A 26,237-nucleotide genomic window follows, 5' to 3' on the forward strand; every position below is an offset into this window, starting at 1 on the left:
CGAGCCTTCCCATCGGCGTCGTCCGTCGTTAATGGTGGCGTTTTCGGCGCCCAATTTACAGGCGGGTGTCGGCTTGGATCTATTGGGATCGACGAGGCATTCGATGGCGCAGGACGGAATGAGCGGTGGTTCTTTTGACGGCGGCGTGCTGCGCGGGGCGCGCGGGCTTGTGTTGGGCGTCGCCAATAGCCGTTCGATCGCCTATGGCATCGCCAAGGCGGCGCGCGCGGCGGGCGCGGAAATTGCGATGACCTTTCAGGGCGAGGCGCTGGAGAAGCGCGTCCGCCCGCTCGCCCAGGAACTGGGCGCGCATGTGGTCGGTCATTGCGATGTGACCGACAACGCTTCGATCGACGCCGTCTTCGCCGAGACCGAAAAGCTGTGGGGCGGGCTCGACTTCGTCGTCCATTGCATCGCCTTCTCCGACAAGGACCAATTGACCGGGCGCTATGTCGACACGACGGAGGATAATTTCTGCAAGTCCCTGCTCATCTCCTGTTATTCCTTCACGGCGATCGCGCAGCGCGCCGAGAAGCTGATGAAGAATGGCGGGTCGATGCTGACCCTGACCTATTACGGCGCCGAGAAATGGATGCCCCATTACAATGTGATGGGCGTCGCCAAGGCCGCGCTGGAGGCCAGCGTGCGCTATCTCGCGGCCGACCTTGGCGAGAAGGGCATTCGCGTCAATGCGATTTCGGCGGGGCCGATCAAGACGCTGGCGGCTTCCGGCATCGGCGACTTCCGCTACATCCTGCGCTGGAACGAATATAACGCGCCGCTGCGCCGCACGGTGACGACCGAAGAGGTCGGCGAGAGCGCCGTCTATCTGCTGTCGCCGATGTCGCGCGGCGTGACGGGCGAGATCCTTCATGTCGACGCCGGCTATCATGTGGTCGGGATGAAGAATCCCAACGCGCCCGATATCAGCGTCGTCGCCAAGGACTAAGGCGAGATGAGAATTGATTGAATCGAACGGCCAGCGGCGACAGCTTCGTTATGGAGCCATTGTTCGCATGGAGGCATTTTTTTCACCCTTGAGACTCTGTCAATGATGGCCCTTCGGGCCACCGCCGAAGGCGGCGCGCCTTTGGCGCGTCATTGACAGAGTCTCAAGGGTGAAACACGCTCCGCCATGCGAAACGATGGATCACCCTCGACCGTTTCGATCAAAAGTCATCAGGCTCCCGCTTCTCACGGAATTCCAGGTTCCGGCCTTTGCGGCCGGCTCTTGGGCAGGCGCAGCGCGGGGGCGGGCGGGGCCTGCCGGATCAGGATGCGCCAGAGCGCGAACGCCGCGAGCGCTAGATGGATAAGCCCGTTCTGCGCGAATAGCGCCGAGGGGCCGAACAGCCGCATCATGAAGGCGGCGATCGTCGGCGCGAGAATGGCCCCGATGCAATAAAGAAACAGCATGCCGGAGGAGACGAGCAGCAATTGCTCGGCGCTGGCGCGATCGTTGGCGTGGCTGATCGCGATCGTATAGAGCGAGAAGCTGGTGACGCCGACGGCGAAGCCGAGCGCCACGAGCGAAGCGCCGCCGCCCTGGTGGCGCCACAACGCGGCTTCGAACAACGCACCGAGCCCCGCGGCGAGCACCAGGATGGTGCGGCGATCGAAACGGTCGGACAGCCGGCCGGCGGGATAGACGCCGACCGCCGAGCCCAGCACCACCGCGGTGGTGAACCAGGGCACGGTTTCCGGGCTGAGGCCGAGGCCGAGCGCATAGACCGGCCCCAGCGCCCAGACCGCGCCATTGGCGGCGCCCACCGCGATCGCCGCCAGCGCTGCGACCGGCGACGTCCTGATGAGCCAGCCCAGCCGAATGCGCACGCTTTTGGGCTCCAGCGGCGGCTCGACGGTGGTCATCGCCAGCGGCACGATCGCCAGGGCCAGCAACACGCCGGCGATCGAGAATAATTCGTAAGAGGTCGGCGACCGCAGGGTCAGCAACAACTGACCGCAGGCCGAGCCGCCGAAAGTGACGATCTGGTAGATGCCGTAAAGAGCGCCGCGATTGGCGTTATTGGCTTTGGAATTGATCCAGGATTCGGTGACGCCATAAAGGCCGGCGAAGGCGAAGCCGAGCGCGCCGCGCATGACAAGCCAGGCGGCCGGCGCGGTCCAGATCGGAAACAGGATCACGACGACGACCGTGATCGCGACAAAAGCCGAGAAAGCCCGGATATGCCCGGCCCGCCGCACGATGGCGGGTGCGACGAGGGCGCCCGCCAGCATGCCGACGAAATAGGCCGAGCCGAGCAGCCCGATCGAAAGTTCGGAAAAGCCCTCGATCTTGGCGCGCAGCGGCACAATCAGGCCGGCGAGCGCATTGCCGGCGACCAGGAAGAAAACCGACAAAAGCAGGGCGAGAATGGCGGAAAAGGGCTTCACAACGACTCAGCGGCGTAGGGCAGGGCCCGATTCATACACGAGGCGGCCCCGCGCGCGATGATTTTCCCTGCTCGGCATGGATGCTCAGCGCAACGCGCATATCGCCATCGCCGCGGCCCTTGTGTATAAGCCCCTCCTTCATCGGCGCCCCCGCCTTGGCGGGCGCCCCAAACCGGAATGTATAGAGGCGTTTGATATGGCCGAGAGCCGCTGGAGTCCCGATAGCTGGAGGTTGAAGCCGGTCGAGCAATCGCCCGCCTTTCCCGACGCCGGCGCCCTCGCCGAGGTCGAGCGCACGCTCGCGGGCTATCCGCCTCTCGTTTTTGCAGGCGAGGCGCGCAAGCTCAAACGGGCGTTGGGCAAGGCGATGGCTGGCGAGGCCTTCCTGCTGCAGGGCGGCGATTGCGCCGAATCCTTCGGCGAGCATTCGGCCGACAATATCCGCGATTTCTTCCGCGTCTTCCTGCAGATGGCGGTCGTGATGACGTTCGCGGCGGCCTCGCCCGTCATCAAGGTCGGTCGCGTCGCCGGGCAATTCGCCAAGCCGCGTTCGTCGGACTTCGAGACGATCGACGGAATCGCCTTGCCAAGCTATCGCGGCGACATCGTCAACGACATCGCCTTCACGCCGGAGGCGCGCATCCCCGATCCGCGCCGCCAGATCGAGGCCTACCGGCAATCGGCGGCGACGCTGAACCTGCTCCGCGCCTTCGCGACGGGCGGCTACGCCAATCTTGAGAACGCCCATCGCTGGATGCTCGGCTTCGTCAAGGACAGCCCGCAGTCGGGCCGCTACCAGGAGGTCGCCGACCGCATCACCGAGACGCTCGGCTTCATGCGCGCGATCGGCCTCGACCCGGAGGCGCATCCCGAACTGCGCGCCACCGATTTCTACACCTCGCATGAGGCTTTGCTGCTCGGCTTCGAGCAGGCGATGACGCGCGTCGATTCCACCACCGGCGATTATTACGCGACGTCGGGCCATATGATCTGGATCGGCGACCGCACCCGCCAGCCGGACGGCGCCCATATCGAATATGCCCGCGGCGTGCGCAATCCGCTCGGCCTCAAATGCGGCCCCTCGCTGAAGGCCGACGAGCTGATCCGCCTGATCGACCTGCTCGACCCGACGCAGGAGCCGGGCCGCCTGACCCTGATCTGCCGCTTCGGCGCCGACAAGATCGAGGCGAGCCTGCCGCCGCTGATCCGCGCGGTGGAGCGCGAAGGCCGCAAGGTTCTGTGGTCCTGCGATCCCATGCACGGCAATACGATCAAGGCGGCCAATGGCTACAAGACGCGCCCCTTCGAGCGGGTGGTCGGCGAGATCAAGAGCTTCTTCGCCGTCCATAAGGGGGAGGGCACGCATGCGGGCGGCGTGCATCTGGAAATGACCGGCAAGAACGTCACGGAATGCACGGGCGGCGCCCGGGCCATTTCCGAGGCCGACCTGCACGACCGCTACCACACCTATTGCGACCCCCGCCTCAATGCCGAACAGGCGATCGAAGTGGCCTTCCTGGTGGCCGAACTCCTCAAAGCCGAGCGCCTGTCGGCGCCGGCCAGGCACGTCGACGCGGCGGAATAGGCAGCGTCCCGGCGCCCCTCGAGCGGGGCGCCGTCATTGCGAGCGGAGCGAAGCAACCCAGGCGCCGTGACCTCAGCCGATTCGAGCTCGGGTGGCGAAATCGCGATTCTTCCTGATCGTGTGCCGCGGACAAGCGAGCCTAGGTCACGACACCTGGATTGCTTCGCTCCGCTCGCAATGACGGCGGCGTCCCAAACGACGGCCGCCATTGCGGCGCTTCCCCGCCCTTCCAAATCGCGCTTTCAAGCGCAAAGGAAGCCAAACGGCCCGACAAAACCCCAGCTAAGTCCTTGATATTTGCCCCTACGGCTTCCCCTCAGCTTCCGCATTTCTCATGATATCAAAGGCTTAGGCGGCATTGTCCTTCCGACCCTATTTTTGCTCCGTTTCGACAGGCCGATGGACGAAATCCGACGCGCGGCAATTTCAGAAAATTATGGCGCGAGTATAGCCTGAAAAACAGAAAACCGCCAGATTTATATCGCGCCAAGCCCCGCGCTCAAGCGCGCATCAACCGCGCCCGAAACATCGCCCGTTCCGGCGCCGCGAACCACGTCCGCATCGCGGCCTCGTCGGCGAAACGCCCCTCGGGAGGCAGCGGACGCGCCTCGCCCTCTATGGCGATCGCGTCGACCCGGAAAGGCCATGGCGTCAGGATGAAATCGAACGGCTGGCCGGGCTTTTCCGTGAGGCGAACTTTCACGCTTCCGCCGTCGCGGCCCGGCGCCTCGAATTCCAAAGGCGTCTTCAATTCCCCGCATAGCGCCAGCGACAAGGCGTCCACGAGCGCCACCAGCGCGCTCTCAACGCGCAGCGCGCCCTCGTCAAGGCCGAGCCGGCGCGCCCAGGCCGCTTCGACCGGCGCCTGCGTCGCCAGATAAAGGTCGGCGGCCGCCGCGTCCGCCGGGGCGACCTTATGCCGGTCCGTGTAGCGCCGGTAGATCACCCCGCCATGCCTGGAGACCAGCAGCGCGACATGCGCGCCCCACGCCTCATGCGCGCGCCGGACGCCAAAACTCCACATCGGCGCATGCAGCGAAGCGCCGACATCGCGAAACAGATGCGGCCGCCCCGTCCGCGCATCGAATGTCGGCGCCGTCTCCCAGTCCATCCAGCCGATATCGTGCTGCTCGGCGGCGAGCAGCAACGGCTCGCTGAGCGGCGCCTCCCAGGCGCGCAAAATCTGCCCGGAAAGCCAGGCGTGGGCGAGCTGGCTGATGGCGAGGACGCCGGAGGGCTGGGTGCGGAAAAGCATGGGCGGATGATAGGGCGGTTTGGGGGAGGCGGGAAGGAGGGGGCGGATTCGTGACGGTGGAGACGGCCAAACGTTGCAGAATTATCCATGGATTGCTTGGCGGAGCGGCGCGCGAGAGAAATTCCAAGTCAAGGACGGCCCGAAGGGCCGCCGCCATTGCTGACAAGTTTACGCAGTCAGCAAGCTGACTGCTATGGGCGGTCGCCTGAAAGGCGATCCTTGAGTTCGAATTCCTCTCGCGCATAATCGCCTCCAAGCCATCAATGGATGCGTGGCGCTGAGCCCAGCGGTGGGTCTGATATGTGCCTGAGCTAGATAGTATGGGTGCGGATCGTCGCTCCGGCGAAGCCCAGAGCGCAATGACTTATGGCGGGATCTCAGAACCGTCATTGCGAGCGGAGCGAAGCAATCCAGAGGTCGTGACATCTGCTGATTGGTCGGGCGCCTGGACAGCGACGATGTCGGTGGCCTCTTGCGGCGCGGACAACTCAACCCCTGAGTTCCAAGGTCATAGAGAGCGAGACGCCCGCGCTCCGACGAGCAGCGCTCGGCCTGTGATCAAGCCAGCAATTGTCACGACCTCTGGATTGCTTCTCAAGGCGAATGCGAAGCATTCGTCCGGGCTCCGCTCGCAATGACGACTCGATGGCCATCGGCTACCCGATGCAGCGGGTCGTAGGCAGTTTCCTCCTGCGTGAGGTCGACGCGTCTGTCCTCGCCCGCAAGACAACTTCGCCGATCAATTCCGCGTAACTCGGCAAACACGGGCGCGTCACCGTAATTCCGTCACCGTAATTCTTAGCCAAAGCGGTGGCGCAGACGGCCTGGTCCAAGGCGTGTCGAAGGTTGTTAAAGGCGTCGGCGGCCACAGGAAACAGAGAGGGCGGAAGAGGAGCGGGGAGCCTCGCCTTTTTGATATAGCAGCCAAATTGCGCGTTGAACTCTATAGCCGTGGTATAGGGATTCTCGTCGAAGAAGGCTTGACCGCGTCGCTGCAATTCGTCGCGATGTTCGCGAGCCCTACTGAGCAAGAGGTTGGCGCTTTCGAACAGGTTCGGCTTCATGCCCGGTCACCCAGATTCCGACGAAAAGCAATTAGCACACTGGCGAAGCACATTCTCGCGATACCGCCCAAAACGCTTCGGAGAGCGGACGGTTTGGAGAGGCGGAAGTGGGGGACGACACCTTGATTTGTCGCGTTGGGTATCACGGGTACGTTTAGCAGTCGGTCTTCGGGAGCTGGTTAGGGTCTGTCGAAGAGGCTCTGCTCAATCTCAGTAAAATTTGGAAACAAATGCTGGAATTGCAGCATCATACGTGTTCCAATAATCGGCTCCGCGGAGACGGCATATCGAATTCGGCCTGCCAATCGCAGCAAGTAGGACATATGATTTTTGTGATTGGTTCGCGAGCAGTGCTCAGCGATACCGTATTTTTTTAGAAAAAACAGTTCTTGGCGAAGTTCGTCTTTGTAAGAACGCGGCAATCGAAGCATATCTCCTTCGACCGAAAGGCCGGTCACAATTTTTCGGCTACCGTTCTTCGCAATACTAGTCTTTTGCGAATTGATTCCGAACCCAAATTTTCCAACAATCGTGGAAATTTCACGAATTATTTCTGCTGGGCTACATGCAACGCCGATCCCACCCGAAAATGTCATGTCGTCAGCGTAGCGCGTATATGTAAGGCCTTCGCGCACGGCGATCGTTTGGAGCTCGGCATCGAGCACTGTGCATACGAAATTCGCGAGCATGGGGCTCGTTGGTGCGCCTTGAGGTAGATGTCCGACAACCGCGGCATTTAGATACCTGCGCGGTTCGCCGGTTCGCCACCGCCTTATTTGGCGCTTCAATCGGCGATCGACAGCGAAGGGCAGTACGCGTGTACAGAGTCTGGTCAAAAAAAACGCGACCAGTGCGCGATAACCAAAGCCACGGAAGACACGGTATACTTGCCGCTCAGATATAGATTCAAAGAAACGAGTGATATCGAGTTTGAGCAACCAAGCGGCGCTTATGTGTCGCCGAGCGTTTGCGAGGTGACTGCAGCCCGGGGCGTAAGCAGTAGATTGGTTCGAAAGTCGGCTAAGTGCATAATGCGAACACAAAATATGCTCGTGAATCCACCGCTGCACGGAGAGCAAACCAGGTTCCGGAACACAAATAGATCGCTTGCCGCCATTACGTTTTCGAATAGCAAACACGCGATATGGATCAATCTGGCGTCTGACTATGCCATTCAATGTACCGTAGCGCACGTCGGTCGCATAAGCCAAGTGTCCTAGCGTCAAAATGACCGGCAAGTCACGGTCTGCGAGCGGTTTAGCATTTCGCCGAACCGCCGCGATAAACTCACCAGACGCGCCCTCAGTTTGCAGATGGTTAAGGTAAGCGTGAAGGGGGAATTCCATTTTCTTGCTTCAACCCCGCTCTGCGGGGTGGCTGATCGACCACGTAGTGAGAAACCAGCAAAACGTAAGCTGGTCGATCATCCATCTCGCACTCAAGAAAGCTGCTTCCAGGACTGCGGACTCCGAGCCCCGTTTCGGAGTTGCATCACTGCAATTCCGTTGGTACCGTCGGGCCTTTAACTCCGATCGGTTTTGCCAAGTTTTCGAAATTCCCCTTCACATTGTTGAGGATAATACTTTGCGGGATCTTTGCCAACTGGTTTTGATCGGTTTGCATCTCCGAAGCGCGCACGAAAGCGAACTACAAACTCCCTACCCAGAGGAGTGATTTGTGACGTGTTATTGTCATACAGTCCAGTCCTCGCGGCGGAACGAAGCAATTTCTGACACTCTGCATTGCTCACCAATAGTCGTCTGGGAAGCTCAGTCTCGGGCACTCCTCTGAGGCACAGCCCAAGCAGGCTCAGCATCATCCTCCTCCGGAGATTCAGCGGAATGATACGGTCGAGAGCATCAAGTAGGCTCAAAGCCAGCTTCCGCTGGTTGATCCGCCAAAGGCTTTCTATAGCCCGGATCGTGCCGTTTTCGTCGAAGCAGGAACGCATGTCAGTGGGGACGGCGCGATTTGGAAATAGCCCTTTCCAATCCCCACGGTCCGCCCATAAAATCGCCGGTAAGTTATTAGGGCAACCATGCTCGAAAACAACAGGACATGCGCTTCCTCGATATCCGAGCGCTGACGATTCTCGCCCAATTAATTTAGCGTAGTTCCCACATAGCTCGATTACACTCGGGGGCAGTAGTTTTTGAATATCTACGTCGGGCAACACCGTGATCAAATGGTCAGCAATTGGGAAGTTGGGCATCGCCACTGTTAACGCCGTGCGACCCGAGCTGGTTATCGCGTACAGAACAATCCAAAGTTCATAGCGCTTGAGCGACAGCAAACTCTTGATTCGGTTGGGAACGACGCGCCAGTAGTCTGTAATGCGCTTGCCACTACCACACACGTCGTCCACGAGTACTATATGCCGAATGCCCTGAGTCTTTAGTTGTGTCAGTGTCGGATTGCATTCGATGCTTGAATGGCTTTTGCCGGAACCAAACTGGGCCTGAAGCTTTGCAAGCAAATGTCCGACGCGATCCTCACTTCCGTATTTGCGCCGTTTGCCGACGTTTCGAGAATCTGCCTCGGCATGCCGCGCTATGCCGCCCACGAATGGATCGTAACCGATGATTTCACCCGGCAGCGGCGGAGCAATCGGGTAGACCGCAATTGTTGCATTGATCCGGCGCTGCAAATCGGCGAGTGCTCGCTCGATACCTGTTTCAAATTCTCGCGCGGATACCAGCTTAAGGAGATTCAACAATTGTGCAGCGGCCGCGCGATCTTCACTTGTACGGAAAAGGGCAAGCCATTGTTGGCTCAATGGATGTTCGGACAGGCGTAAGAGATTTGCCATTGCCATAGCCTACTACTGCATCGCGGCGCTGCCGCATAGTCGAGAGACAGCGGCCCACGTCTACGCTATTGGCCGCGCCTCGGGACAGCGATATCGGCGCGCGCGAGCTTCCGGACAGCGGCGTTTCCTTCAGGCAACCCTCGCCGCCCCCCACCCTTCAAAGCCATGGCGCGAGCACCTCGACCAGCCAGTCGATGAAAACCCTCACCCGCGGCGAAAGCTGGCGGCTCTTGGGGTAGAGCACTGAGATCGGCATCGGCGAGGGCGGATGATCGCGCAGCACCTCGACCAGCGCGCCCGTCGCGAGGTCGTCGGCGTAGCGAAAGCGGGGCGCCTGCATCAGGCCGAAACCGAGGCGGGCCAAAGCGGCGTAGGTTTCAGAATTGGTCACGGTGATGCGGTAGGGCAGCGTCACTTCGCACACCTCGCCCGCCACGGTGAATTCGAGCGGCAGCACCTGTCCTGTCCGCGACGAGGCGAAGCCGATCATCTCGTGGCTTTCGAGATCCTCCATCGTGCGCGGCGCGCCGCGCCGCTTGAGATAGGCGGGGCTCGCGAATGTCGCTTCCTGCGTCAGACCCAGCCTGCGCACGATCATGTCGCTGTCGGCGATTTCGCCGCCGCGGATGACGCAATCATAGCCTTCCCGCACGATATCGACGAAGCGGTCGCCCTCGCCGATATGGAGCGTCAAAGCGGGATGGCGCTCGAGGAAGGCCGGCAGTTCGGGAAGGATGAAGTTGCGCGCCATCGGGCCGTGCACGTCGATGCGCAGCAGCCCACGAATCTCGCTGCCCGCCAGCGCCGCGTCGGCGTCCTCGATCTCGGCAAGGATCGCCTTGCAGCGCCGGTAATAGATGTCGCCCTCCAGCGTCGGCGTGACGTGGCGGGTCGTCCTCTGCAACAGACGAACGCCCAGCCGCTCCTCGAATTGCCGGATCGCCGTGGTCGCGCTTGATCGGGGAACGCCAAGATCGGACGCCGCCGCGCTGAAGCTTTGCCGCTCCACGACGCGGACCAGCAGACGCATGCTGTCGAACCTGTCCAATTGTTCGCCTTTCTGGAACTTAGATATCAAAATCGGACAATTGTTCGATTTATTGGCGAGGCTATATCGCTGTCAATCCAACAAGAGGATCGGGACATGGCCAACCAGACGCAGAAAATCGCCTTCATCACCGGCGGCAGCCGCGGCCTCGGCCGCAACACCGCCGAAAGCCTCGCCCGCAAGGGCGTCGATTCGGTGATCACGTACCATTCGCGCGCCGACGAAGCGCGCGCGGTCGTCGCGGCCGTCGAAGCCGAAGGACGCAAGGCGGTCGCGCTGCGGCTCGACACCGGCGCGGTGGCGACGTTCGACCGCTTCGCCCAGACGCTGAAGAGCGCCCTGCGCGACACATGGGGGCGCGAGCGTTTCGACTATCTCGTCAACAACGCCGGCACGTCGCACCATAACGCCTTCGAAAAGACGACCGAGGAAGAGCTGGACGGCCTCTACAACGTCCACTTCAAGGGCGTGTTCTTCCTGACGCAAAAACTTCTGCCGCTGATCGAGGACGGCGGCCGCATCGTCACGATCTCGTCGGGCCTCACGCGCTTCGCCATGCCGGGAAGCGCCTCCTACGCCTCGATGAAAGGCGCGATCGAGGTTCTCACCCGCTATCTCGCAAAGGAACTGGCGCCGCGCCGGATCGCCGTCAATACCGTGGCCCCCGGCGCCATCGCGACCGATTTCAGCGGCGGCATGGTCCGCGACAATCCCGACCTGAACAAGCGCGTCGCCGACATGACCGCGCTCGGCCGCGCCGGCCTGCCCGACGACATCGGCCCGATGATCGCCTCGCTGCTGTCCGAAGACAACCGCTGGATCAACGCCCAGCGCATCGAGGTCTCGGGCGGCATGGCGATCTGATCGGAGGCTCGCCTCAGCTTGCAAGGCGCCACCGTCATTGCGAGCGGAGCGAAGCAATCCAGAGGTCGTGACGGTTGCTGGTTTGCGGCCGTTCAGTCAAAGCGCGGCGCTTGACGCCGCCTTTGCTGGCCGCGCTTCAGGACAGGGATGTTCGCGCGGGGCTTCTCGGCCAGCAGCAACTCCTTGAGGGTAGGGCGCGCGGATTGCTGGAGGTCGAGCCATTCGTCGACAGGCGCGAGCACCGCGATCTCCGCGCCGTCTCTCGTCACCACTTGCGGGCCGTGCTTCAGGCATGTCTCGAGAAGCTCGGTGAAACGCGCTTTTGCTTCGTGAACGGGCCAGCGGTTCATGGACGGTTCTATCTCGTCAAGTTGCGGTTCGTTGAAGGACTGGATTGAAATGCCTTCGCGCGCAAGCCTTGACCGGTCGGAGCGCACTTGGCGGGTGGCGCCCAGCCGAACCGCCCTCATCCGACCTTTGCTTACGCAAAGGCCACCTTCTCGCCAAAGGCGGGAGAAGGGAGGCGCGGCGGTGTTGTCGGGGCCGCATCTTCGCGCTCCTGCCATTTTCTGTCAGGAAAAGCGTATAAACTGTCTTCGAAACCCATTGCCGTCCCGACCGGAGCCCCTGCCGTATGGCGCGAACGACGCGTCTTCTTGAGCTGCTGCAAATCCTGCGCGGCAAGACGCAGCCGGTCACGGCGGCGTCGCTCGCCGCCGAGCTTGGCGTTTCCGAACGCACCCTCTATCGCGACGTCGCCGAACTGTCGGCGCAGGGAGCGCCGATCTATGGGGAGGCGGGCGTCGGCTATGTCTTGCGGCCGGGCCTGTTCCTGCCGCCGCTGATGCTGAGCGACGACGAGACTGAGGCTGTCGTGCTCGGACTGCGCTATGTCGACCAGCGCGGCGATGGCGCGCTCCGCGAGGCGGCGGCGCGCGCCTCGGCGAAGATCGCCGCCATTCTTTCGACCGCCGCGAAAGAGGCGATGCTTAGCCCGATCTCGCTGCCGGGGCCCAGAGGCCGGGGCTATCCCGACAATGCCGTGCCGCTGACCGCTTTTCGCGCCGCCATTCGCGCCCAGGCCAAGCTGCGCATCGCCTATCAGGCGGCGAACGGCGCGTCGACGGAGCGCATTGTCTGGCCGCTCGCCTTGGGGTTCACGAACGAGGCGCGCGTTCTCCTCGCCTGGTGCGAGATGCGGCAGGCCTATCGCATGTTCCGCACCGATCGCATCGGCTCGGCTGAGGAGACCGGCGGGCTTTATCCGGGCCGCCGCGGCCAGCTTGTGCGGAAATGGCGAAGCCAGATGAATCGCGATCAGGCTGGGGAATTCACTCCTGACAGAAACTGACAGGAGGGTCGGCCTAATCTGTTCCCATCAACCTTCGAGAGGGAACAGCCATGCTCAACGACATCACCCAAACCCTGCCGCGGCTCAGCTCCAGCCACGTCGCCGCGCATAACAATCACGATCCGGATGCGCTGATGGCGACGTTCGCGCCGGACGCCTTGGTGAACGACGCCAAGCGCGAGTTCCTCGGGCGCGACGCCATTCGCGCCTGGGCTGACAAGGAAATATTCGGCGACAATGTCACGCTGAAAGTCGAACGCGCCTACGATCAGCGCGGCGACATCGTCCTGCACGCCCGCGTCGACGGCGATTTCGACAAGACCAACCTGCCCGACCCGTTGATCCTGACCTATTATTTCAGCATCCGGAACGATCGGATCACGCAATTGATCATCATTGCGAACAAGACCCTCGCTTGAGGCGTCGCGCGTTCGGCTGGCGCCGGCTCGCGTCATGACCGGACGAGCTTTATGGTCTCTTCGAACGCGCCGAGCAATGACGCCCGCGCCTCGGGCGTCGAAGCGCGCTCATTGCCGTTGAACGCGTGGCCATGTTCGCTCATCAGGTCCAGCAGGAAGATCGCGACATAGAACCGGAACAGGCGGTCGTCCGGCCATCCCGCATGCCGCGACCAGGCGGACACATAGCCGACGGGCCCGCCATAACCCATCAGCGACGCCAGCGTCAGCGCGGCGGCATAGCGCGGGTCGCCAAAGCACAGATCGTCGACATCGACGATGCCGGAAAAGACGCCCTCGGCCGTCACGATGACGTTTTTGGTCGTGGTGTCGTGCAGGAAGGGCGTTGGCGCAATCTGGTCGATTCCATCGCGAAGGGCGGCGAGCGCGGTTTCAGCGCGTGCGACCGGCCCGATATCGAACAGGCCGGCGAAGGCGATGCGCTCGCGCGACCGGGCAAGATTGGCGGCGAGCACGTGCGACCATGCGGCATAGGGCGCCTGTTCCGGCCGGGCCGCATAGCCGTAGCGCCCGGCCGAGCCCGTCTTTGCCGTGATGGCCTGAGCGTGGGCCACTCTGGCGGCGATCTGATCAAGTTGCCTGTCCGATAGGCCGTCGATGCAGGCGCCAAGGTCCGTTCCAGGCAAGCGCTCCAGCAGCAGCCACGGGAACTCTGCTTGAACGTCTTCAGCCAGGATCGCCGGCAACGGCGCGCCGCGCGGCTTGAGCAAACCTGAGAGGTGCAGCGCGCCGGCCATCAATGAATGGGCCGACGGCCCGCCGATACGGGCGACAACGGACGGCCGGTCCGCGAACGCAACGTCGAAGACATAATGCTGTGCGCCAGTCGTGAATCGGCGAACCGCGACGGGCGCGCAGCCGATCACGCGCTCAGCGATCGCAGCGGCCAGTTCCGCGCTCGGCGCGGTTTCCTTCTCCACAGGATGAATCTCCGAAACTCGAAGCCTGTATCAACCAAATTGAAAGGGCGTCTGCTTTCCCCTTCCCCCCTTGTGGGGGAAGGTCGGGATGGGGGGTCGCGCAGACCTTGCCGATAAAAGGATTGCGCTCCAATCTGATAGGTCGGCGCGACCCCCCTCCCTAACCCTCCCCCACAAGGGGGGAGGGATTCCGGCGCTCTAACCTCTTCGTCATAATCCGCGTCCGCTGAGGCGCGATCCCTTTCGCTCCGTTACCATCTCAGGCATCTCCAAGGGATGCCAATTCTCAACTGCGCGGCAACCTGACAAGCAAGGACATGACGGTCAGGGTTCCTATATTCGTGCCACCAGAGTGTCGTTCCGCGGTCGCGCTCCTACCCCGCGCGCTGCGCCAAATACAGATGCGCCTCATAGCTCGCCTTGAACGCGCCGCCATGCGCCTCGATCGCCGCCGCGACGGCGGCGGTCAGCGCGTCGCGCTGGGCGGGTTCGAGGATCTGGCAGTCGGAACGGGTGCGCAGGAGGTCGACGTAGCTCGACGCATCGTGCGTTCGCGTCCACGGATAGCTTTTATGCGTCGCGGGGCCGAAACGCTCCGCTTCGCTGAATATCTTGGCGAGGACCCCGCCCGGCCCATACCAGTCTCCCGGCGGATCCTGCAGCAGGCGCGGCGCGTAGCGCGCATAGAGATGGTCGATCGCTTCCCCGAGCGGGCCGGGGAGCGGCATCGACACATTGCCGAACACAGCGAGAAAGCCGCCGGGTTTGAGCGCCGCCGCCGCTTTGGCGAAACGTACGTCGGGCGCGACCCAGTGCCAGCTTTGCGCGGCGGCGACCAGCGTGAAGGCGCCGGGCTCGAGCGGCCACGCTTCGAAAGTCGCCTCCGCGAAACGCACGTTGGAGAAAGCGCCGAGCCGTTGGCGCGCGACATCGAGAAGCGCCGGCCCCGGGTCCAGCGCGAGGATGGGCAGACCTAAGCGCGCAAAGCCCTGCGTCGCCCGCCCCGTGCCGCAGCCGACCTCAAGAATGGCGTCGCCGGGCCCCAGATTCGCCAGCGCGGCGACATCGCTGAAGAGGGCGTCGGGATAATCGGGGCGCGCGGCGTCGTAGAGCGAGGCGATCTTGTCGAAGGTGAAGCGCTGTTCCATGCCGTTTGCCTTCCCAAATTATTCCGCCGGCAAGCGCATCTGGCGACCGACCTGCAAGTCTCACGCTCGATTCTCCCTAGCGAAATAGAGCACGCCGGGCAGGTCTTCGAAATGGGCGTCGCAGGTCACCAGCGCCGCTTGGCCAGCCAAAGCCGTGGCGTAGACGATGGCGTCGGCGGTCGAGAGCTTATGGCGCTTGCAAAGCTCGGCGGCGCTGAACGCCAGCGCCGTATCGAGCGGAACGACGACGCAAGTGAGCGTATACGCTATCGCCAGATCGGCCACGTCTTCGGAGCGCTCGCGCGCGAGCCATTTGGCGAGTTCAAGTTGGACGATGGTGGGGACGATGCATTGCGCCGCGTCCGGCAGTTCCGCGTCGAGCCGCAATCCAAGCGCGCTGCCGATGAACTTCTCGATCCACGCCGATGTGTCGAACACGCGCATCAATAGCGATCGTCCCTGTCGCGATAGCCCTTTGGGTCGGCGCCCCCAGCGATGCCGGTCAGCGCGTCGCGATGCGGGACGGGCGCCAACAGAACGCCGCCGCCCTTCGGGATGAAAACGAAGACCTGACCGGCCTGCCATGCCTGCGCCTCGCGCACGGCTTTCGGGATGGATATCTGGAATTTGCTGGAAAGCGTGGCGGTCGCAACCATTTCTTACCCTCATATATCGATCGAGATATCGTAAGAATAGCACCGGGGACCGCCGATTCCAACCCGGCGAAGCCGCGCTTGGGCTGACGAGGTTCAATCCTCTGGTTGACGCGCGGTCCGCGACCGACTACATAGCCGCCATCCCGAATGGTTTCTGGGTCCCGGCGCCGCTTTGTGCGACCGGGCTCGTTTGCGTTTGGGAACCCGCGCAAGGGCCGGCCTCCACCGGACGTCGCGGGCCTTTCAGCCCCGCGCTTCGGCGCGGCCATATGGAGAAAGAGTTTGGCTCGTATAGCAGGCGTCAATATTCCGACCAACAAGCGCGTCGTCATCGCGCTTCAATATATCCATGGCATCGGCGCCAAAAAGGCCGAGGAGATTTGCGAGAAGGTGCATATCCCCGCCGATCGTCGCGTCGCCCAATTGACCGATTCGGAAGTGCTGCAGATCAGAGAGACGATCGATCGCGATTATCAGGTCGAGGGCGACCTGCGCCGCGAAGTGGCGATCAATATCAAGCGCCTGATGGATCTGGGCGCCTATCGCGGCCTTCGCCATCGTCGCGGCTTGCCCGTGCATGGCCAGCGCACGCACACCAACGCCCGCACCCGCAAGGGCAAGGCCAAAGCCATCGCCGGCAAGAAGAAGTGACGGCTGGATCGCTTTAAGGTTTTCTCCATTTCGCGCCGCTGGCGCTGCTAAGGACTGATCAATGGCTAAGGAAGCGACCCGCGTCCGCCGGAAAGAACGCAAGAATATCGTTTCGGGCGTCGCCCATGTGAATTCGACGTTCAACAATACGATGATCACCATCACCGACGCGCAGGGCAATACGATCTCCTGGTCGTCGGCCGGCACGATGGGCTTCAAGGGCTCGCGCAAATCGACGCCCTTCGCCGCCCAGATGGCCGCCGAGGACGCGGTCAAGAAAGCCTCCGAACATGGCATGCGCATGCTCGAGGTCGAGGTTTCCGGGCCGGGCTCGGGGCGCGAATCGGCTTTGCGCGCGATCCAGGCGGCGGGCTTCAACGTCACCTCGATCCGCGACGTGACGCCGATCCCGCATAACGGCTGCCGCCCGCGCAAGCGTCGGCGCGTCTGATCCGCTGCTTCTATAATCCCAGCGAAGCGCGAGGCCGCAGCGCGCTTTCTTAAACTGTGCATCCGCGGAGGGCTGGGGAATTCGTCCCGGCCTCGACGAATGGAAGGCGATCCAAGTGATTCAGAAGAACTGGCAAGAACTCATCAAGCCCAAGAAACTCGAAGTCGTGCATGGCGACGATCCCCGCCGCTTTGCGACTGTCGTCGCCGAGCCGCTGGAGCGCGGCTTTGGCCAGACGCTCGGCAATTCGCTGCGCCGCATCTTGCTGTCGTCGCTGCAGGGCGCCGCGATCACCTCGATCCATATCGACGGCGTGCTGCATGAATTCTCGTCGATCCCCGGCGTGCGCGAAGATGTCGTCGACATCGTGCTCAACGTCAAGGATATCGCGGTCAAGATGCAGGGCGAGGGACCCAAGCGCCTGGTGCTCAAGCGCAACGGCCCCGGCGCGGTGACGGCTGGCGAAATCCAGACCACCGGCGACATCCAGATCCTTAACCCGAACCTCGTCATCTGCACGCTCGACGAAGGCGCGGAAATCCGCTTCGAATTCACCGTGACGACCGGCAAGGGTTATGTCCCCGCCGATCGCAACCGCGCCGAGGATTCGCCGATCGGCCTGATGCCGATCGACAGCCTGTTCTCGCCGGTGCGCAAAGTCTCCTACCGCGTCGAGAACACCCGCGAGGGCCAGGATCTCGACAAGGACAAGCTGACGATGACGATCGAGACCAACGGGGCGCTCGCCCCCGAGGACGCGCTCGCCTATGCCGCGCGCATCATGCAGGACCAGCTTAACGTCTTCGTCAATTTCGAAGAGCCGCGCCGCGAAGAGGCGGCCCAGTCGATCCCCGAGCTCGCCTTCAATCCGGCTCTGCTCAAGAAGGTCGACGAACTCGAATTGTCGGTGCGCTCGGCCAATTGCCTGAAGAACGACAACATCACCTATATCGGCGACCTCATCCAGAAGTCGGAAGCCGAAATGCTGCGCACTCCGAATTTCGGACGCAAGTCGCTCAACGAGATCAAGGAAGTGCTCGCCCAGATGGGCCTGCATCTCGGCATGGAAGTGTCGGGCTGGCCGCCCGAGAATATCGAAGACCTGGCCAAGCGTTTCGAAGAGCATTACTAGGAAAGGCAGACCCTTCTCCCGCTTCGCGGGAGAAGGTGGCCTCGCGAAGCGAGGTCGGATGAGGGCCTCGCCAGGGTTCACGCCCTATAGCCAACGCCCTCACTCTACTTTCTCCCGCGAAGCGGGAGAAGGGGAATTAAAACGACGGCCGTTCCTTGGCACGGCGGCCGCAAAAACAGGAGAGCCGCGATGTACCATGGACATAAATTGCGGCGGTTCAATCGGACCGCCGAGCACCGCAAGGCCATGTTCGCCAATATGGCGCAGGCCTTGATCAAGCACGAACAGATCCTCACGACGCTACCCAAGGCCAAAGACCTGCGTCCCGTCGTCGAGAAGCTTGTCACGCTCGGCAAGCGCGGCGATCTGCATGCGCGCCGCCAGGCGATCTCGCGCCTGCGCGACGCCGATCTCGTCAAGAAGCTGATCGACGTGCTGGGGCCGCGCTACAAGACCCGCAACGGCGGCTATCTCAGAGTCATGAAGGCCGGCTTCCGCCCGGGCGACAATGCGCCGATGGCGGTGATCGAATTCGTCGACCGCGATGTCGAGGCGAAGGGCAAGGATTCAGGCCCCGCGCAGGACAAGAGGGCGTCGGCCGAGGACTGATGGACGCGGCGCCGTCTTCGGGCGCCGTCGCCGGCGTCCCCAAACTGATTTTGAAACTGGAAGGGGCGGCGCTGCTGATCGGCGCCGCCTTTTTCTATGCGCGGTTCGAGGGATCGTGGTTGTGGTTCGCCGTTCTGTTCCTTGCGCCCGATCTGTCGTTCATCGCCTATCCCGTTTCCACCCGCGCCGGCGCCATCGCCTATAATGCGGTTCACTCGACGCTGGGGCCGCTGGCCCTCATCGCGCTCGCCGCCTGGCTCGGCTGGGATCTAGGCGAACGCCTCGCCCTCATCTGGCTCGCCCATGTCGGCGCCGACCGTGCGCTGGGCTACGGCCTGAAATACGCCACAGCTTTCAACGACACCCATCTCGGACGCATCGGCAAATCCGGCTAGGCGCTGACCGCCGCCCCTTCGAAAACAGGGGCGCTCCTCTTGAATGCCTGCTTCCGGCCCCTAACTCATAGACAACGAATGATCCGGGCCCCTCTGGCAGGGATGCCGACCTCGGTCGGTTAACCCTGCGATGTCGGATCGCCGTGTTGTCTTGCGCTCGCGCGCGAGGACCGGTCGATCGCGCGGGGCCAGACGATCAGAAATTCCCCGCACAAATCGATCGAGTTCCTCAGCCGCGCCGGCGCGCCGCCAAGAGGAGCTGATATGCTAAATCGAAACGTTCACGACCGAAGGAATGTGACGCGCGCCGCGCGCGTGGCCGCGCCGCGCGACGAACGCGCGAGCGAAGCGCTGGACGTGGTCACGACAGCGGGCGCGCTGGTCGCATGCGCCGACGGCCGGGTCGCGCCCGCCGAGCGTGACGCGCTGGTGAACTTCATGGATCGGTACGGCTTCCTGTCCATCTTCACGCGTCGTGAAATCCTCGCCGCCTTCCGACGCCGTCTCCGGCAATTTGAAAGATATAGCGCCGCCAAGGCGGCGGTCGACCGACTCGGACGATTCGCCGGTCGCTGGCCGGCGCGCCTGGCGATCGCCGCCGGGCGGGAGGTCGCCACGGCCGACGGCTATCTCCACGACCGCGAAATTCGCTTTCTGCAACTCATCCATATCGCGCTCGGCGCGCCATCGTCGCGCAGCCTCCATCATGTCGGGCGCGTAAGATGAGCGGCGCTGCCTCGAACGCCCCCGCTATGGCGTCGACGATCCAGTACGTGGAGCCGGACGATCCGCGGCTCGCGCTATTGATCGCGCGGCTGCCGCGCCGTCTGCGGATGGCGACGCATTGGCTGCGCCGCCCTTCTTCGCGCTGGGCGCGAATTCCGGCTGGATTGCTGCTGATCTGCGGCGGCCTGCTCAGCATTCTCCCCGTCCTCGGGCTTTGGATGCTGCCGCTGGGTCTCGCGCTGCTGGCCGAAGACGCGCCGCCGCTCAGGCGCGCCCGCGGCCGCGTTCTCGATTGGATCGAGCGGCGCTGGCCCCATTTGCTGCGCTGAGCGCGCGGCTCGGCTTCAGTCCAAAAGTTCTCATCGCAATCAAGGAGCATCATTCATGAATAGTTTCGAAGAACGGCAAAAAGGCTTTGAAGCCCAGTTCGTGCGCGACCAGGAACTGTCGTTCCGCGTCGCCGCCCGGCGCAACAAGCTGCTCGGCCTATGGGCCGCCGAGCGGCTGGGCCTGCCCGCCGGCGAGGCCGCGGAAACTTATGCCCAAACCATTGTCGCCGCGGATTTCCAGGCGCCGGGCGACGACGACGTCATCAAGAAATTGCACGATGATTTCGCCGCCAAAGGCGTCGGCGTCTCCCAGACCGAATTGCGCGCCGAACTGGCGCGCGCCGCCACGGAAGCTTACAAGCAGCTTACCGAACGATAGAAGCTGGTGGTGTGCGTCAGTGAAATTGAAGGACGCCAATATTCCCTCCCCCACAAGGGGGGAGGGAACTTCCAACGCCTCATCAATTTCACAGACGTACCCACTAGGCCAGACGTATCGAAAGGTTGAGCATGCACTGGCTGAGCGATCCGCAGATATGGGCGAGCCTGTTCACGCTGACCGCGCTCGAAATCGTACTCGGCATCGATAATCTGGTGTTTGTGGCGATCCTCGCCGGGCGGCTGCCGCCGGAACTTCGCAGTCGCGGGCGGCGGGTCGGGCTGGGGCTGGCGCTCGTCGCCCGCCTTGCGCTGCTCGCCTCCATCGCCTGGATCATCGGGCTCACCGCGCCATTGTTCGAACTCTTCGGCCACGCTTTCTCCTGGCGGGACATCATCCTGATCGTCGGCGGCTTCTTCCTGCTCTACAAGGGCACAACCGAGATCCATCACCGGCTCGAAGGCGACGATGCGCATGAGGAGGCGGGCGGCAAGCGCGGCAGTTTCGGCAGGATTGTCGTGCAGATCATGTTGCTCGATATGGTGTTTTCGCTTGACAGCGTGATCACGGCGGTCGGCATGGCCAATGAGTTTTGGGTGATGGCGGCGGCGATCGTCGTCGCCGTGGCGATCATGCTCGCAGCCGCGGGGCCGCTCTCCGTTTTTATCGAGCGCCATCCGACAGTGAAAATGCTGGCGCTGAGCTTCCTGCTGCTGATCGGCATGACTTTGGTCGCCGACGGCGCCGGATTCGAAGTGCCCAAAGGCTATGTCTACGCGGCGATCGGCTTCTCGATTGTCATCGAGGCTTTGAATCAACTCGCCGCCGGGCGGCGCAAGAAGCGCCCGGGCGGTTCTGCGAGCGCAGCGTCGGAGAACGCGTTGCGGCCCGGCGACGCCGGCAAGCCGTGAGGCGCGGTTTTGCGCCGGTCGACGGGCCGCCCTATATCTGGCGCAAGCATTTTGCTGGAGGTGAGCTTTGCTTCGTTTCTTGATTGTCGCCGTTCTGGCTGTTCTCGTCGGCCCGACCATGGCGGATGCGCAGAAGGTCGTTCCGCAAAGCCCCGGCGAAGTGCATCTGTCTTTCGCGCCGGTGGTGAAAAAGGCGCAGCCGGCGGTCGTCAATGTCTACGCCTCGCGGGTCGAGACGCGGGCGTCCAATCCCATGTTCGACGACCCGATCTTTCGCCGGTTCTTTGGCGGCCAGGGCGAGAACGCGCGCACGGCCCAGTCGCTCGGCTCGGGCGTCATCGTCGATTCGAGCGGCCTCGTCGTCACCAATCACCATGTCATCGAGGGCATGACGGAGGTGAAGGTCGCACTATCCGACCATCGCGAATTCGAGGCCGAAATCGTGCTGCGCGATCCGCGCACGGATCTGGCGGTGCTCAGGATCAAGGGCGACGAGACATTCCCGGTGCTTGAGCTTGGCGATTCCGACGCGATCGAAGTCGGCGATTTCGTCATCGCCATCGGCAATCCCTTCGGCGTCGGCCAGACGGTGACGCAGGGGATCATTTCGGCGCTGGCGCGCACGCAGGCCGGCATCAGCGATTACGGCTTCTTCATCCAGACCGACGCCGCGATCAATCCAGGCAATTCGGGCGGTGCGCTCGTCGATCTGAACGGGCGGCTGGTCGGCATCAATTCGGCGATCTATTCGCGCTCGGGCGGCAGCATGGGGATCGGCTTCGCCATCCCCGTCAATATGGTCAAGGGCGTCGTCGCGGCGGCCAAGGGCGGCGGCAAGGCGGTCAAGCGGCCCTGGCTCGGCGCTTCGCTGCAGAACGTGTCGAAGGACATCGCCGATTCGATCGGCCTCGATCGCCCGGTCGGCGCGCTTGTCGCAAGCCTGGACGAAGGCGGCCCGGCGGCGGAGGCGGGTCTCAAGCGCGGCGACGTCATCACCGCGATCGACGGCCAGGAGGTCGAGGACAGCGGCGGCGTCGGCTTTCGCCTCGGCGAAAGGCCGGTCGGCGGCGTCGCCTCGCTCGGCGTCCAGCGCGACGGCAAGACAATCGTGCTGCCGCTGAAACTCATCGCGGCGCCCGAAACGCCGCCGCGCGATGCGATCACGATCAAGACCCTGTCGCCGTTTCAGGGCGCGGTGGTGATCAACATCTCGCCGGCCGTCGTCGAGGAATTGTCGATCGCCAATGCGCATGAGGGCGTGGTCGTCGCCGAGGTTCCCGAAGGCACGACGGCGGCCAATGTCGGCGTGCAGAAAGGCGACATCGTCCTCGCCGTCAACGGCCAGAAGATCGCCACGACGCGCGATCTCGAAAAGGCCTCCGCCGCGCGCCCCAATTACTGGAAGCTGACGATCCAGCGCGGCGGCCAGGTGATCCAGACGGTGATCGGGGGGTAGGGGCGCCGTCGACGGTTGGCGCTGCTGCGCGTCCGTCTTTTGTTAATCGAAAAATAGCGCCCACCACGACAGGTCATTACTAGAATACCTATTGCTCTTAGCTTCAGCTTCGCACTTCTCGAGGCGCGCAAACTCCGTTCGGATGACCGAATTCAGCGGCCCCTTGAATAGTTCAGCGCTGACCTCCGGACACCGTGATCCGTTCTCCGGTCACCCAGGCCGAACGATCGGAGGCAAGGAAGGCCGCGACCTCAGCGATGTCGTAAGGCTTGCCGATCCTCCCCAGCGGAAGGCCGGCGCCGATGGTTTTTGCGGCGGCATCGTCAACGCCCAAACCGGCCAGGCCCTCGGTTGCGGTCATGCCGGGCGCTATCGCATTGACGCGGATTTTGCGTCCGGCAAGTTCGGTTGCGAGCGCCTTCGTAATGGCGTCGACCGCGCTCTTTGAGGCGGAATAGACCACCGAGTTGGGAACGGGATTGATGCTGGAGATCGAGCTTAGATTGATGACGCTTCCGCCCCCCTCGCCGAAATAGGAAAGCGCCTCGCGGATGGTGAGGATCGTGCCGAGGACGTTGGCGTCAAATTGCCGACGGAAATCCTGTTCCGTCACTTGCTCCAAAGCGGTGAAGTTGAAGACGCCGGCATTGTTGACGAGAATGTCCAGCCGGCCAAAGGCGTCCTTCGTCGCCTCAAACAGACGCTTCACATCCACGCTCTTGGTGACGTCGGCCTGGACCGTAATCGCTTTGCCGCCGTCTTGCAGGATCGCCGCGACGACCTCGTCGGCGCCGCTTTTGCTGGAGGCGTAATTGACGACGACAGAGGCGCCGCCCCCCGCCAATTGCTTGGCGATCTGTGCGCCGATTCCTTTGGAGGCGCCGGTGACGACGGCGACCTTTCCGCTCAATTCTTTCATGTCTTTCATGAAAATCTCCTTTGGATGATGGAGCGCCTCCTTCGGACGCGCTGTCGACCCCAGAGATAATTGATGCAAGATGACTGCGGTATTGCCTATCTTTTGATAACATATATACTGTTATCGTATGAATGATCGTCTTAATCAGCTTTCGCTTTTCGTGCGCACCGTGGAGACAGGCAGTTTTTCGAAGGCCGCGCGCGAATTTGGACTTTCCCAGCCCTCGGTCTCGAGAGCTGTAGCGTCGCTGGAAGCCCGGCTCGGCGTCACGCTGCTTCAGCGCACGACGCGCCGTATCGCCACGACCGACGCCGGTCAGGCCCTGGCGCTGAGCGCCCGCGAAGCCTTGGCGGCGATCGACGAGGCGGAGAATGAAGCACGCGGCGCAGAACGGTTGTCGGGGGTTTTACGCATTAGCTTGCCGGTGGCCTATGGCGTGCGCCAGATCATTCCACGCCTCCCAGGCTTCCTCGCACTGCAGCCGGAGCTCAAGATCGAGCTCATGATATCCGACCGCTACGACGATCTCGTCGCCGAAGGCGCCGATCTCGCGCTCCGTCTGGGCAATCAGCCGGACTCAGCCTTTCTGACGCGCAAGCTGGCCACCACAGACAGGATCGTCGTCGCCTCTCCCGCATATTTGAGGCGCCGAGGCGTTCCCGCCGATCTCGACGACCTCGGCGGTCACGACTGCCTCGGCGGCCCCGTCGACGCCGCGCGCGAGGTCTGGTCGTTCCGACATGGCGAAAGGCGCGACGATGTTGCGATCGACGTGCGGGTTCGCACCGGCTCCGGCTCGGGAGTCATCGCCTGCGCTGTCGCCGGTCTTGGAATTGCGGTCGCATCGACTTGGATGTGCGCAGAGGAACTGGAGGATGGCCGGCTCGTGCGGATTCTCGCCGATTACACGCTTGAGCCGATTGACGCCTACGTCGTTTTTTCGTCGGGAAGGCAACCGTCGCGGAAGGCGCGCGCATTCAGCGATTATCTGTCAGCGGCGCTCTACGCAAAGAACTGAGCTCGCGGCGAGAGAGGCCCGATGAGATCTCAGCTCGCGAGTCCAGGCGTCGAACTTTGTCGGTCTCATCTGGCCCTAACGCAATTCTCCGCAATCAGCGCCAGCGTTTCCACGATCTCGAAAAAGCCTCGGCCGCGCGCCCCAATTACCGGAGGCTGACGATCCAGCGCGGCGGCGAAGTGATCCAGAGGGTAATCGGGGGATAGGCGAGAGGTCGACGGTTGGCGCCAAGTCATGCGGCCGGTTTGGGTGGAAGCGGGTCATTGGGAGCCGCTGAGTCGACGACCGGGATGCGCCAAAGATCGGTCCTTCCGGTACGCGGCCGAATGACTGCTGCTGGCCGATTCCAGTCGGTCCGCTTTTAGAGCGCGCGGCGAAAAAGTGGATGCCGATTTTTCGCAAATCGCGCGCGTTTTCAAGGGCTCTAGGGGGAAACAAATAGGCAGCGGACGTTTGAAGCGGTGCGGCGCCGACACGCGACAAGCGGCCGCTCCCACCCACAATCGCTATGACTCTAACGAACGGCCCTGCTCTTTGCCCCGCCGGCGCCGGCAGGACCGGACGCTGACGCCTATGCAGGCAGGACGACCACTTTCGTTTTGACCGGCGTTCGTGAATAGAGGTCGAGCATGTCCTGACTGAGGAGGCCGGTGCAGCCGCTCGTAATGTTGGTCCCGATCGTCTCGGGGTCGCTGGTGCTGTAGATCGTGTATTCCGTGTAAACGCCCTTCTGATAGAGATAGAGCGTGCGGGCGCCGAGCGGATTGTCGAGGCCTCCCGGCATGCCGCCTGCATATTTGCCCGCCTCTGGCTGGCGCGCGATCATCTCCTTGGGCGGCGTCCAGATGGGCCATTCGGCCTTGCGCCCGACATAAGCGTCACCGCTCCACAGGAACCCGGCGCGGCCGACATTGGCGCCATAGCGGGTGGCGTTTCCGTCGCCTTCGATGCGGTAAACATAGTAATTTTTGGGATCGACGATAATGGTGCCGGGCGCTTCATCGCTGTCGTAGCGCACTGTCCGGCGATAATATTTCGGATCGATCTTGCTGACGTCGACCGCCGGGATCGGGAATTTCTCGTCGGGCACCAGCCCGTAGAGCTTCTCCGCCTCGGCGCGGCTCATGCCGTCGGACGCGCAACCGGCCAGCTCCAGCGCGCCGAGACCGACGGCGGCGCCGAACAGAAACGACCGGCGGTTGAGAAGCCCCGAGCGAAGCCCAGGCAGAGCTGTCTCGTCCATCGCGCCGGCATCGGCAATCCCACCGTCTATGATCATGATTTTGGAGTTTCCCATGTCCCGTTGCCCGTCCAGAAAATAAACAGGCGTACACACGCTGTACGTCTTGCTGCGCTGAGATTGCCCCCACACGGCCCGATCGGCAAGCTAGGGCCTTCCCTGCGCGGGGTCGCCAAGCGCCAAAGTCGGCAACGTCCGCGCGGCCTCGCTGTATCACTTCGCGCTGAGCTTCGACAAGACCATGCGGATCACGGCGGCGGTCAGCGGCGCCTCGGCTCATCCGCCCGGCTTTCTGTGGCCGAGAGCGGACGGTATGCTTTTGGGAATGTGGCCCACCGCTCGGGGCGTCCGAGAGAGGCGCAAAGCGATCATGAACGGCCGAGCTAGCCAGGGGCCGCTTAGCCAACTGGCCTCGTTCGGCCATGGGCGGCGAATGACCGTTGTGGGT

At 62.9% G+C, this 26,237-nt stretch carries 29 protein-coding genes; 16 read left to right on the forward strand and 13 right to left on the reverse strand.

Features of this window, described 5'->3' with window-relative positions:
• Window positions 1-103 precede the first annotated feature (103 nt).
• Window positions 104-949, forward strand: a complete 846-nt coding sequence (fabI, locus tag GSQ90_RS27495; RefSeq protein ID WP_246731805.1) for an enoyl-ACP reductase FabI — start codon at window positions 104-106, stop codon at window positions 947-949.
• A 245-nt stretch (window positions 950-1,194) separates the two neighbouring features.
• Here fabI and GSQ90_RS27500 read toward each other — a convergent pair whose 3' ends face one another.
• Window positions 1,195-2,394 carry an MFS transporter gene (locus GSQ90_RS27500; RefSeq protein ID WP_158818129.1) on the reverse strand — a complete coding sequence of 400 codons (1,200 nt, stop codon included), beginning with the start codon at window positions 2,392-2,394 and terminating at the stop codon, window positions 1,195-1,197.
• Between the two features lie 196 nt (window positions 2,395-2,590).
• Here GSQ90_RS27500 and GSQ90_RS27505 point away from each other — a divergent pair, with 196 nt between their 5' ends.
• Entirely contained in the window at window positions 2,591-3,979 is a 1,389-nt protein-coding gene (locus GSQ90_RS27505) for a class II 3-deoxy-7-phosphoheptulonate synthase (RefSeq protein WP_158818130.1), read from the forward strand.
• A gap of 499 nt (window positions 3,980-4,478) precedes the next feature.
• Here the strand turns inward: GSQ90_RS27505 and GSQ90_RS27510 are convergent, their stop codons facing one another.
• The 5 genes from GSQ90_RS27510 to GSQ90_RS27530 all read right to left on the reverse strand — a co-directional run bounded on the left by GSQ90_RS27510 (window position 4,479) and on the right by GSQ90_RS27530 (window position 10,155).
• Window positions 4,479-5,234 carry a DUF3891 family protein gene (locus tag GSQ90_RS27510; protein ID WP_158818131.1) on the reverse strand — a complete coding sequence of 252 codons (756 nt, stop codon included), beginning with the start codon at window positions 5,232-5,234 and terminating at the stop codon, window positions 4,479-4,481.
• 656 nt (window positions 5,235-5,890) lie between these two features.
• Window positions 5,891-6,298 carry a hypothetical protein gene (locus tag GSQ90_RS27515; protein WP_158818132.1) on the reverse strand — a complete coding sequence of 136 codons (408 nt, stop codon included), beginning with the start codon at window positions 6,296-6,298 and terminating at the stop codon, window positions 5,891-5,893.
• A 179-nt stretch (window positions 6,299-6,477) separates the two neighbouring features.
• Entirely contained in the window at window positions 6,478-7,644 is a 1,167-nt protein-coding gene (locus GSQ90_RS27520; RefSeq protein ID WP_158818133.1) for a reverse transcriptase family protein, read from the reverse strand.
• Between the two features lie 176 nt (window positions 7,645-7,820).
• Complete coding sequence (locus tag GSQ90_RS27525) at window positions 7,821-9,107, reverse strand: hypothetical protein (RefSeq protein WP_158818134.1); 1,287 nt, start codon at window positions 9,105-9,107, stop codon at window positions 7,821-7,823.
• Window positions 9,108-9,264: 157 nt separating this feature from the next.
• A complete protein-coding gene (locus GSQ90_RS27530) occupies window positions 9,265-10,155 on the reverse strand; it encodes a LysR family transcriptional regulator (protein ID WP_158818135.1) in 891 nt (296 codons plus the stop codon).
• Window positions 10,156-10,251: 96 nt separating this feature from the next.
• Between GSQ90_RS27530 and GSQ90_RS27535 the strand changes: the two genes are divergently transcribed.
• Window positions 10,252-11,019 (forward strand): SDR family NAD(P)-dependent oxidoreductase, encoded by a 768-nt coding sequence (locus GSQ90_RS27535; RefSeq protein ID WP_158818136.1) that lies wholly within the window; start codon window positions 10,252-10,254, stop codon window positions 11,017-11,019.
• Between the two features lie 92 nt (window positions 11,020-11,111).
• Here GSQ90_RS27535 and GSQ90_RS27540 read toward each other — a convergent pair whose 3' ends face one another.
• A complete protein-coding gene (locus GSQ90_RS27540; RefSeq protein WP_158818137.1) occupies window positions 11,112-11,369 on the reverse strand; it encodes a type II toxin-antitoxin system prevent-host-death family antitoxin in 258 nt (85 codons plus the stop codon).
• 284 nt (window positions 11,370-11,653) lie between these two features.
• On the opposite strand from GSQ90_RS27540, the gene GSQ90_RS27545 reads away from it, so the two are divergent.
• Together GSQ90_RS27545 and GSQ90_RS27550 are read left to right on the forward strand one after the other, a co-directional pair.
• Complete coding sequence (locus GSQ90_RS27545) at window positions 11,654-12,370, forward strand: YafY family protein (protein WP_158818138.1); 717 nt, start codon at window positions 11,654-11,656, stop codon at window positions 12,368-12,370.
• Between the two features lie 50 nt (window positions 12,371-12,420).
• Entirely contained in the window at window positions 12,421-12,789 is a 369-nt protein-coding gene (locus GSQ90_RS27550; protein WP_158818139.1) for a nuclear transport factor 2 family protein, read from the forward strand.
• 32 nt (window positions 12,790-12,821) lie between these two features.
• Here GSQ90_RS27550 and GSQ90_RS27555 read toward each other — a convergent pair whose 3' ends face one another.
• The 4 genes from GSQ90_RS27555 to GSQ90_RS27570 form a co-directional block, all read right to left on the reverse strand.
• A complete protein-coding gene (locus tag GSQ90_RS27555; RefSeq protein ID WP_158818140.1) occupies window positions 12,822-13,769 on the reverse strand; it encodes a phosphotransferase family protein in 948 nt (315 codons plus the stop codon).
• Window positions 13,770-14,143: 374 nt separating this feature from the next.
• Window positions 14,144-14,917: a class I SAM-dependent methyltransferase gene (locus GSQ90_RS27560; protein WP_158818141.1), complete on the reverse strand. Its 774-nt coding sequence runs from the start codon at window positions 14,915-14,917 to the stop codon at window positions 14,144-14,146.
• A gap of 60 nt (window positions 14,918-14,977) precedes the next feature.
• Window positions 14,978-15,361, reverse strand: a complete 384-nt coding sequence (locus GSQ90_RS27565) for a type II toxin-antitoxin system VapC family toxin (protein WP_158818142.1) — start codon at window positions 15,359-15,361, stop codon at window positions 14,978-14,980.
• Window positions 15,361-15,573, reverse strand: a complete 213-nt coding sequence (locus GSQ90_RS27570; protein WP_158818143.1) for an AbrB/MazE/SpoVT family DNA-binding domain-containing protein — start codon at window positions 15,571-15,573, stop codon at window positions 15,361-15,363. The genes GSQ90_RS27565 and GSQ90_RS27570 overlap by 1 nt, the downstream gene beginning before the upstream one ends.
• A gap of 282 nt (window positions 15,574-15,855) precedes the next feature.
• On the opposite strand from GSQ90_RS27570, the gene rpsM reads away from it, so the two are divergent.
• The 10 genes from rpsM (at window position 15,856) to GSQ90_RS27620 (ending at window position 22,612) form a co-directional block, all read left to right on the forward strand.
• Window positions 15,856-16,224, forward strand: a complete 369-nt coding sequence (gene rpsM, locus GSQ90_RS27575; protein WP_158818144.1) for a 30S ribosomal protein S13 — start codon at window positions 15,856-15,858, stop codon at window positions 16,222-16,224.
• A 61-nt stretch (window positions 16,225-16,285) separates the two neighbouring features.
• Window positions 16,286-16,675: a 30S ribosomal protein S11 gene (gene rpsK / locus GSQ90_RS27580; RefSeq protein ID WP_158818145.1), complete on the forward strand. Its 390-nt coding sequence runs from the start codon at window positions 16,286-16,288 to the stop codon at window positions 16,673-16,675.
• Between the two features lie 115 nt (window positions 16,676-16,790).
• On the forward strand, window positions 16,791-17,807 hold the full coding sequence (locus GSQ90_RS27585; RefSeq protein WP_158818146.1) for a DNA-directed RNA polymerase subunit alpha: 1,017 nt from the start codon (window positions 16,791-16,793) through the stop codon (window positions 17,805-17,807).
• A 189-nt stretch (window positions 17,808-17,996) separates the two neighbouring features.
• The gene (gene rplQ, locus GSQ90_RS27590) at window positions 17,997-18,416 is read left to right on the forward strand and encodes a 50S ribosomal protein L17 (protein WP_158818147.1); all 420 of its coding nucleotides are present in this window, start codon (window positions 17,997-17,999) and stop codon (window positions 18,414-18,416) included.
• A complete protein-coding gene (locus tag GSQ90_RS27595) occupies window positions 18,416-18,811 on the forward strand; it encodes a DUF4260 domain-containing protein (protein ID WP_158818148.1) in 396 nt (131 codons plus the stop codon). Before rplQ ends, GSQ90_RS27595 begins: the two co-directional genes overlap by 1 nt.
• Window positions 18,812-19,075: 264 nt before the next feature.
• Complete coding sequence (locus GSQ90_RS27600; RefSeq protein WP_158818149.1) at window positions 19,076-19,537, forward strand: tellurite resistance TerB family protein; 462 nt, start codon at window positions 19,076-19,078, stop codon at window positions 19,535-19,537.
• A 26-nt stretch (window positions 19,538-19,563) separates the two neighbouring features.
• Window positions 19,564-19,866, forward strand: a complete 303-nt coding sequence (locus GSQ90_RS27605; protein ID WP_158818216.1) for a hypothetical protein — start codon at window positions 19,564-19,566, stop codon at window positions 19,864-19,866.
• Between the two features lie 55 nt (window positions 19,867-19,921).
• On the forward strand, window positions 19,922-20,245 hold the full coding sequence (locus tag GSQ90_RS27610) for a DUF1476 domain-containing protein (RefSeq protein ID WP_158818150.1): 324 nt from the start codon (window positions 19,922-19,924) through the stop codon (window positions 20,243-20,245).
• 131 nt (window positions 20,246-20,376) lie between these two features.
• Complete coding sequence (locus tag GSQ90_RS27615) at window positions 20,377-21,156, forward strand: TerC family protein (protein WP_158818151.1); 780 nt, start codon at window positions 20,377-20,379, stop codon at window positions 21,154-21,156.
• Window positions 21,157-21,274: 118 nt separating this feature from the next.
• On the forward strand, window positions 21,275-22,612 hold the full coding sequence (locus tag GSQ90_RS27620) for a DegQ family serine endoprotease (RefSeq protein WP_158818217.1): 1,338 nt from the start codon (window positions 21,275-21,277) through the stop codon (window positions 22,610-22,612).
• A gap of 172 nt (window positions 22,613-22,784) precedes the next feature.
• Here GSQ90_RS27620 and GSQ90_RS27625 read toward each other — a convergent pair whose 3' ends face one another.
• Window positions 22,785-23,531, reverse strand: a complete 747-nt coding sequence (locus GSQ90_RS27625; protein WP_158818218.1) for an SDR family NAD(P)-dependent oxidoreductase — start codon at window positions 23,529-23,531, stop codon at window positions 22,785-22,787.
• A gap of 127 nt (window positions 23,532-23,658) precedes the next feature.
• On the opposite strand from GSQ90_RS27625, the gene GSQ90_RS27630 reads away from it, so the two are divergent.
• Window positions 23,659-24,549 carry a LysR family transcriptional regulator gene (locus tag GSQ90_RS27630; RefSeq protein WP_158818152.1) on the forward strand — a complete coding sequence of 297 codons (891 nt, stop codon included), beginning with the start codon at window positions 23,659-23,661 and terminating at the stop codon, window positions 24,547-24,549.
• 571 nt (window positions 24,550-25,120) lie between these two features.
• Here GSQ90_RS27630 and GSQ90_RS27635 read toward each other — a convergent pair.
• The gene (locus GSQ90_RS27635) at window positions 25,121-25,828 is read right to left on the reverse strand and encodes a L,D-transpeptidase (protein WP_158818153.1); all 708 of its coding nucleotides are present in this window, start codon (window positions 25,826-25,828) and stop codon (window positions 25,121-25,123) included.
• Window positions 25,829-26,237: the final 409 nt, after the last annotated feature.

The organism is Methylocapsa sp. S129 (genome assembly GCF_009765995.1).
Classification (GTDB): domain Bacteria; phylum Pseudomonadota; class Alphaproteobacteria; order Rhizobiales; family Beijerinckiaceae; genus Roseiarcus.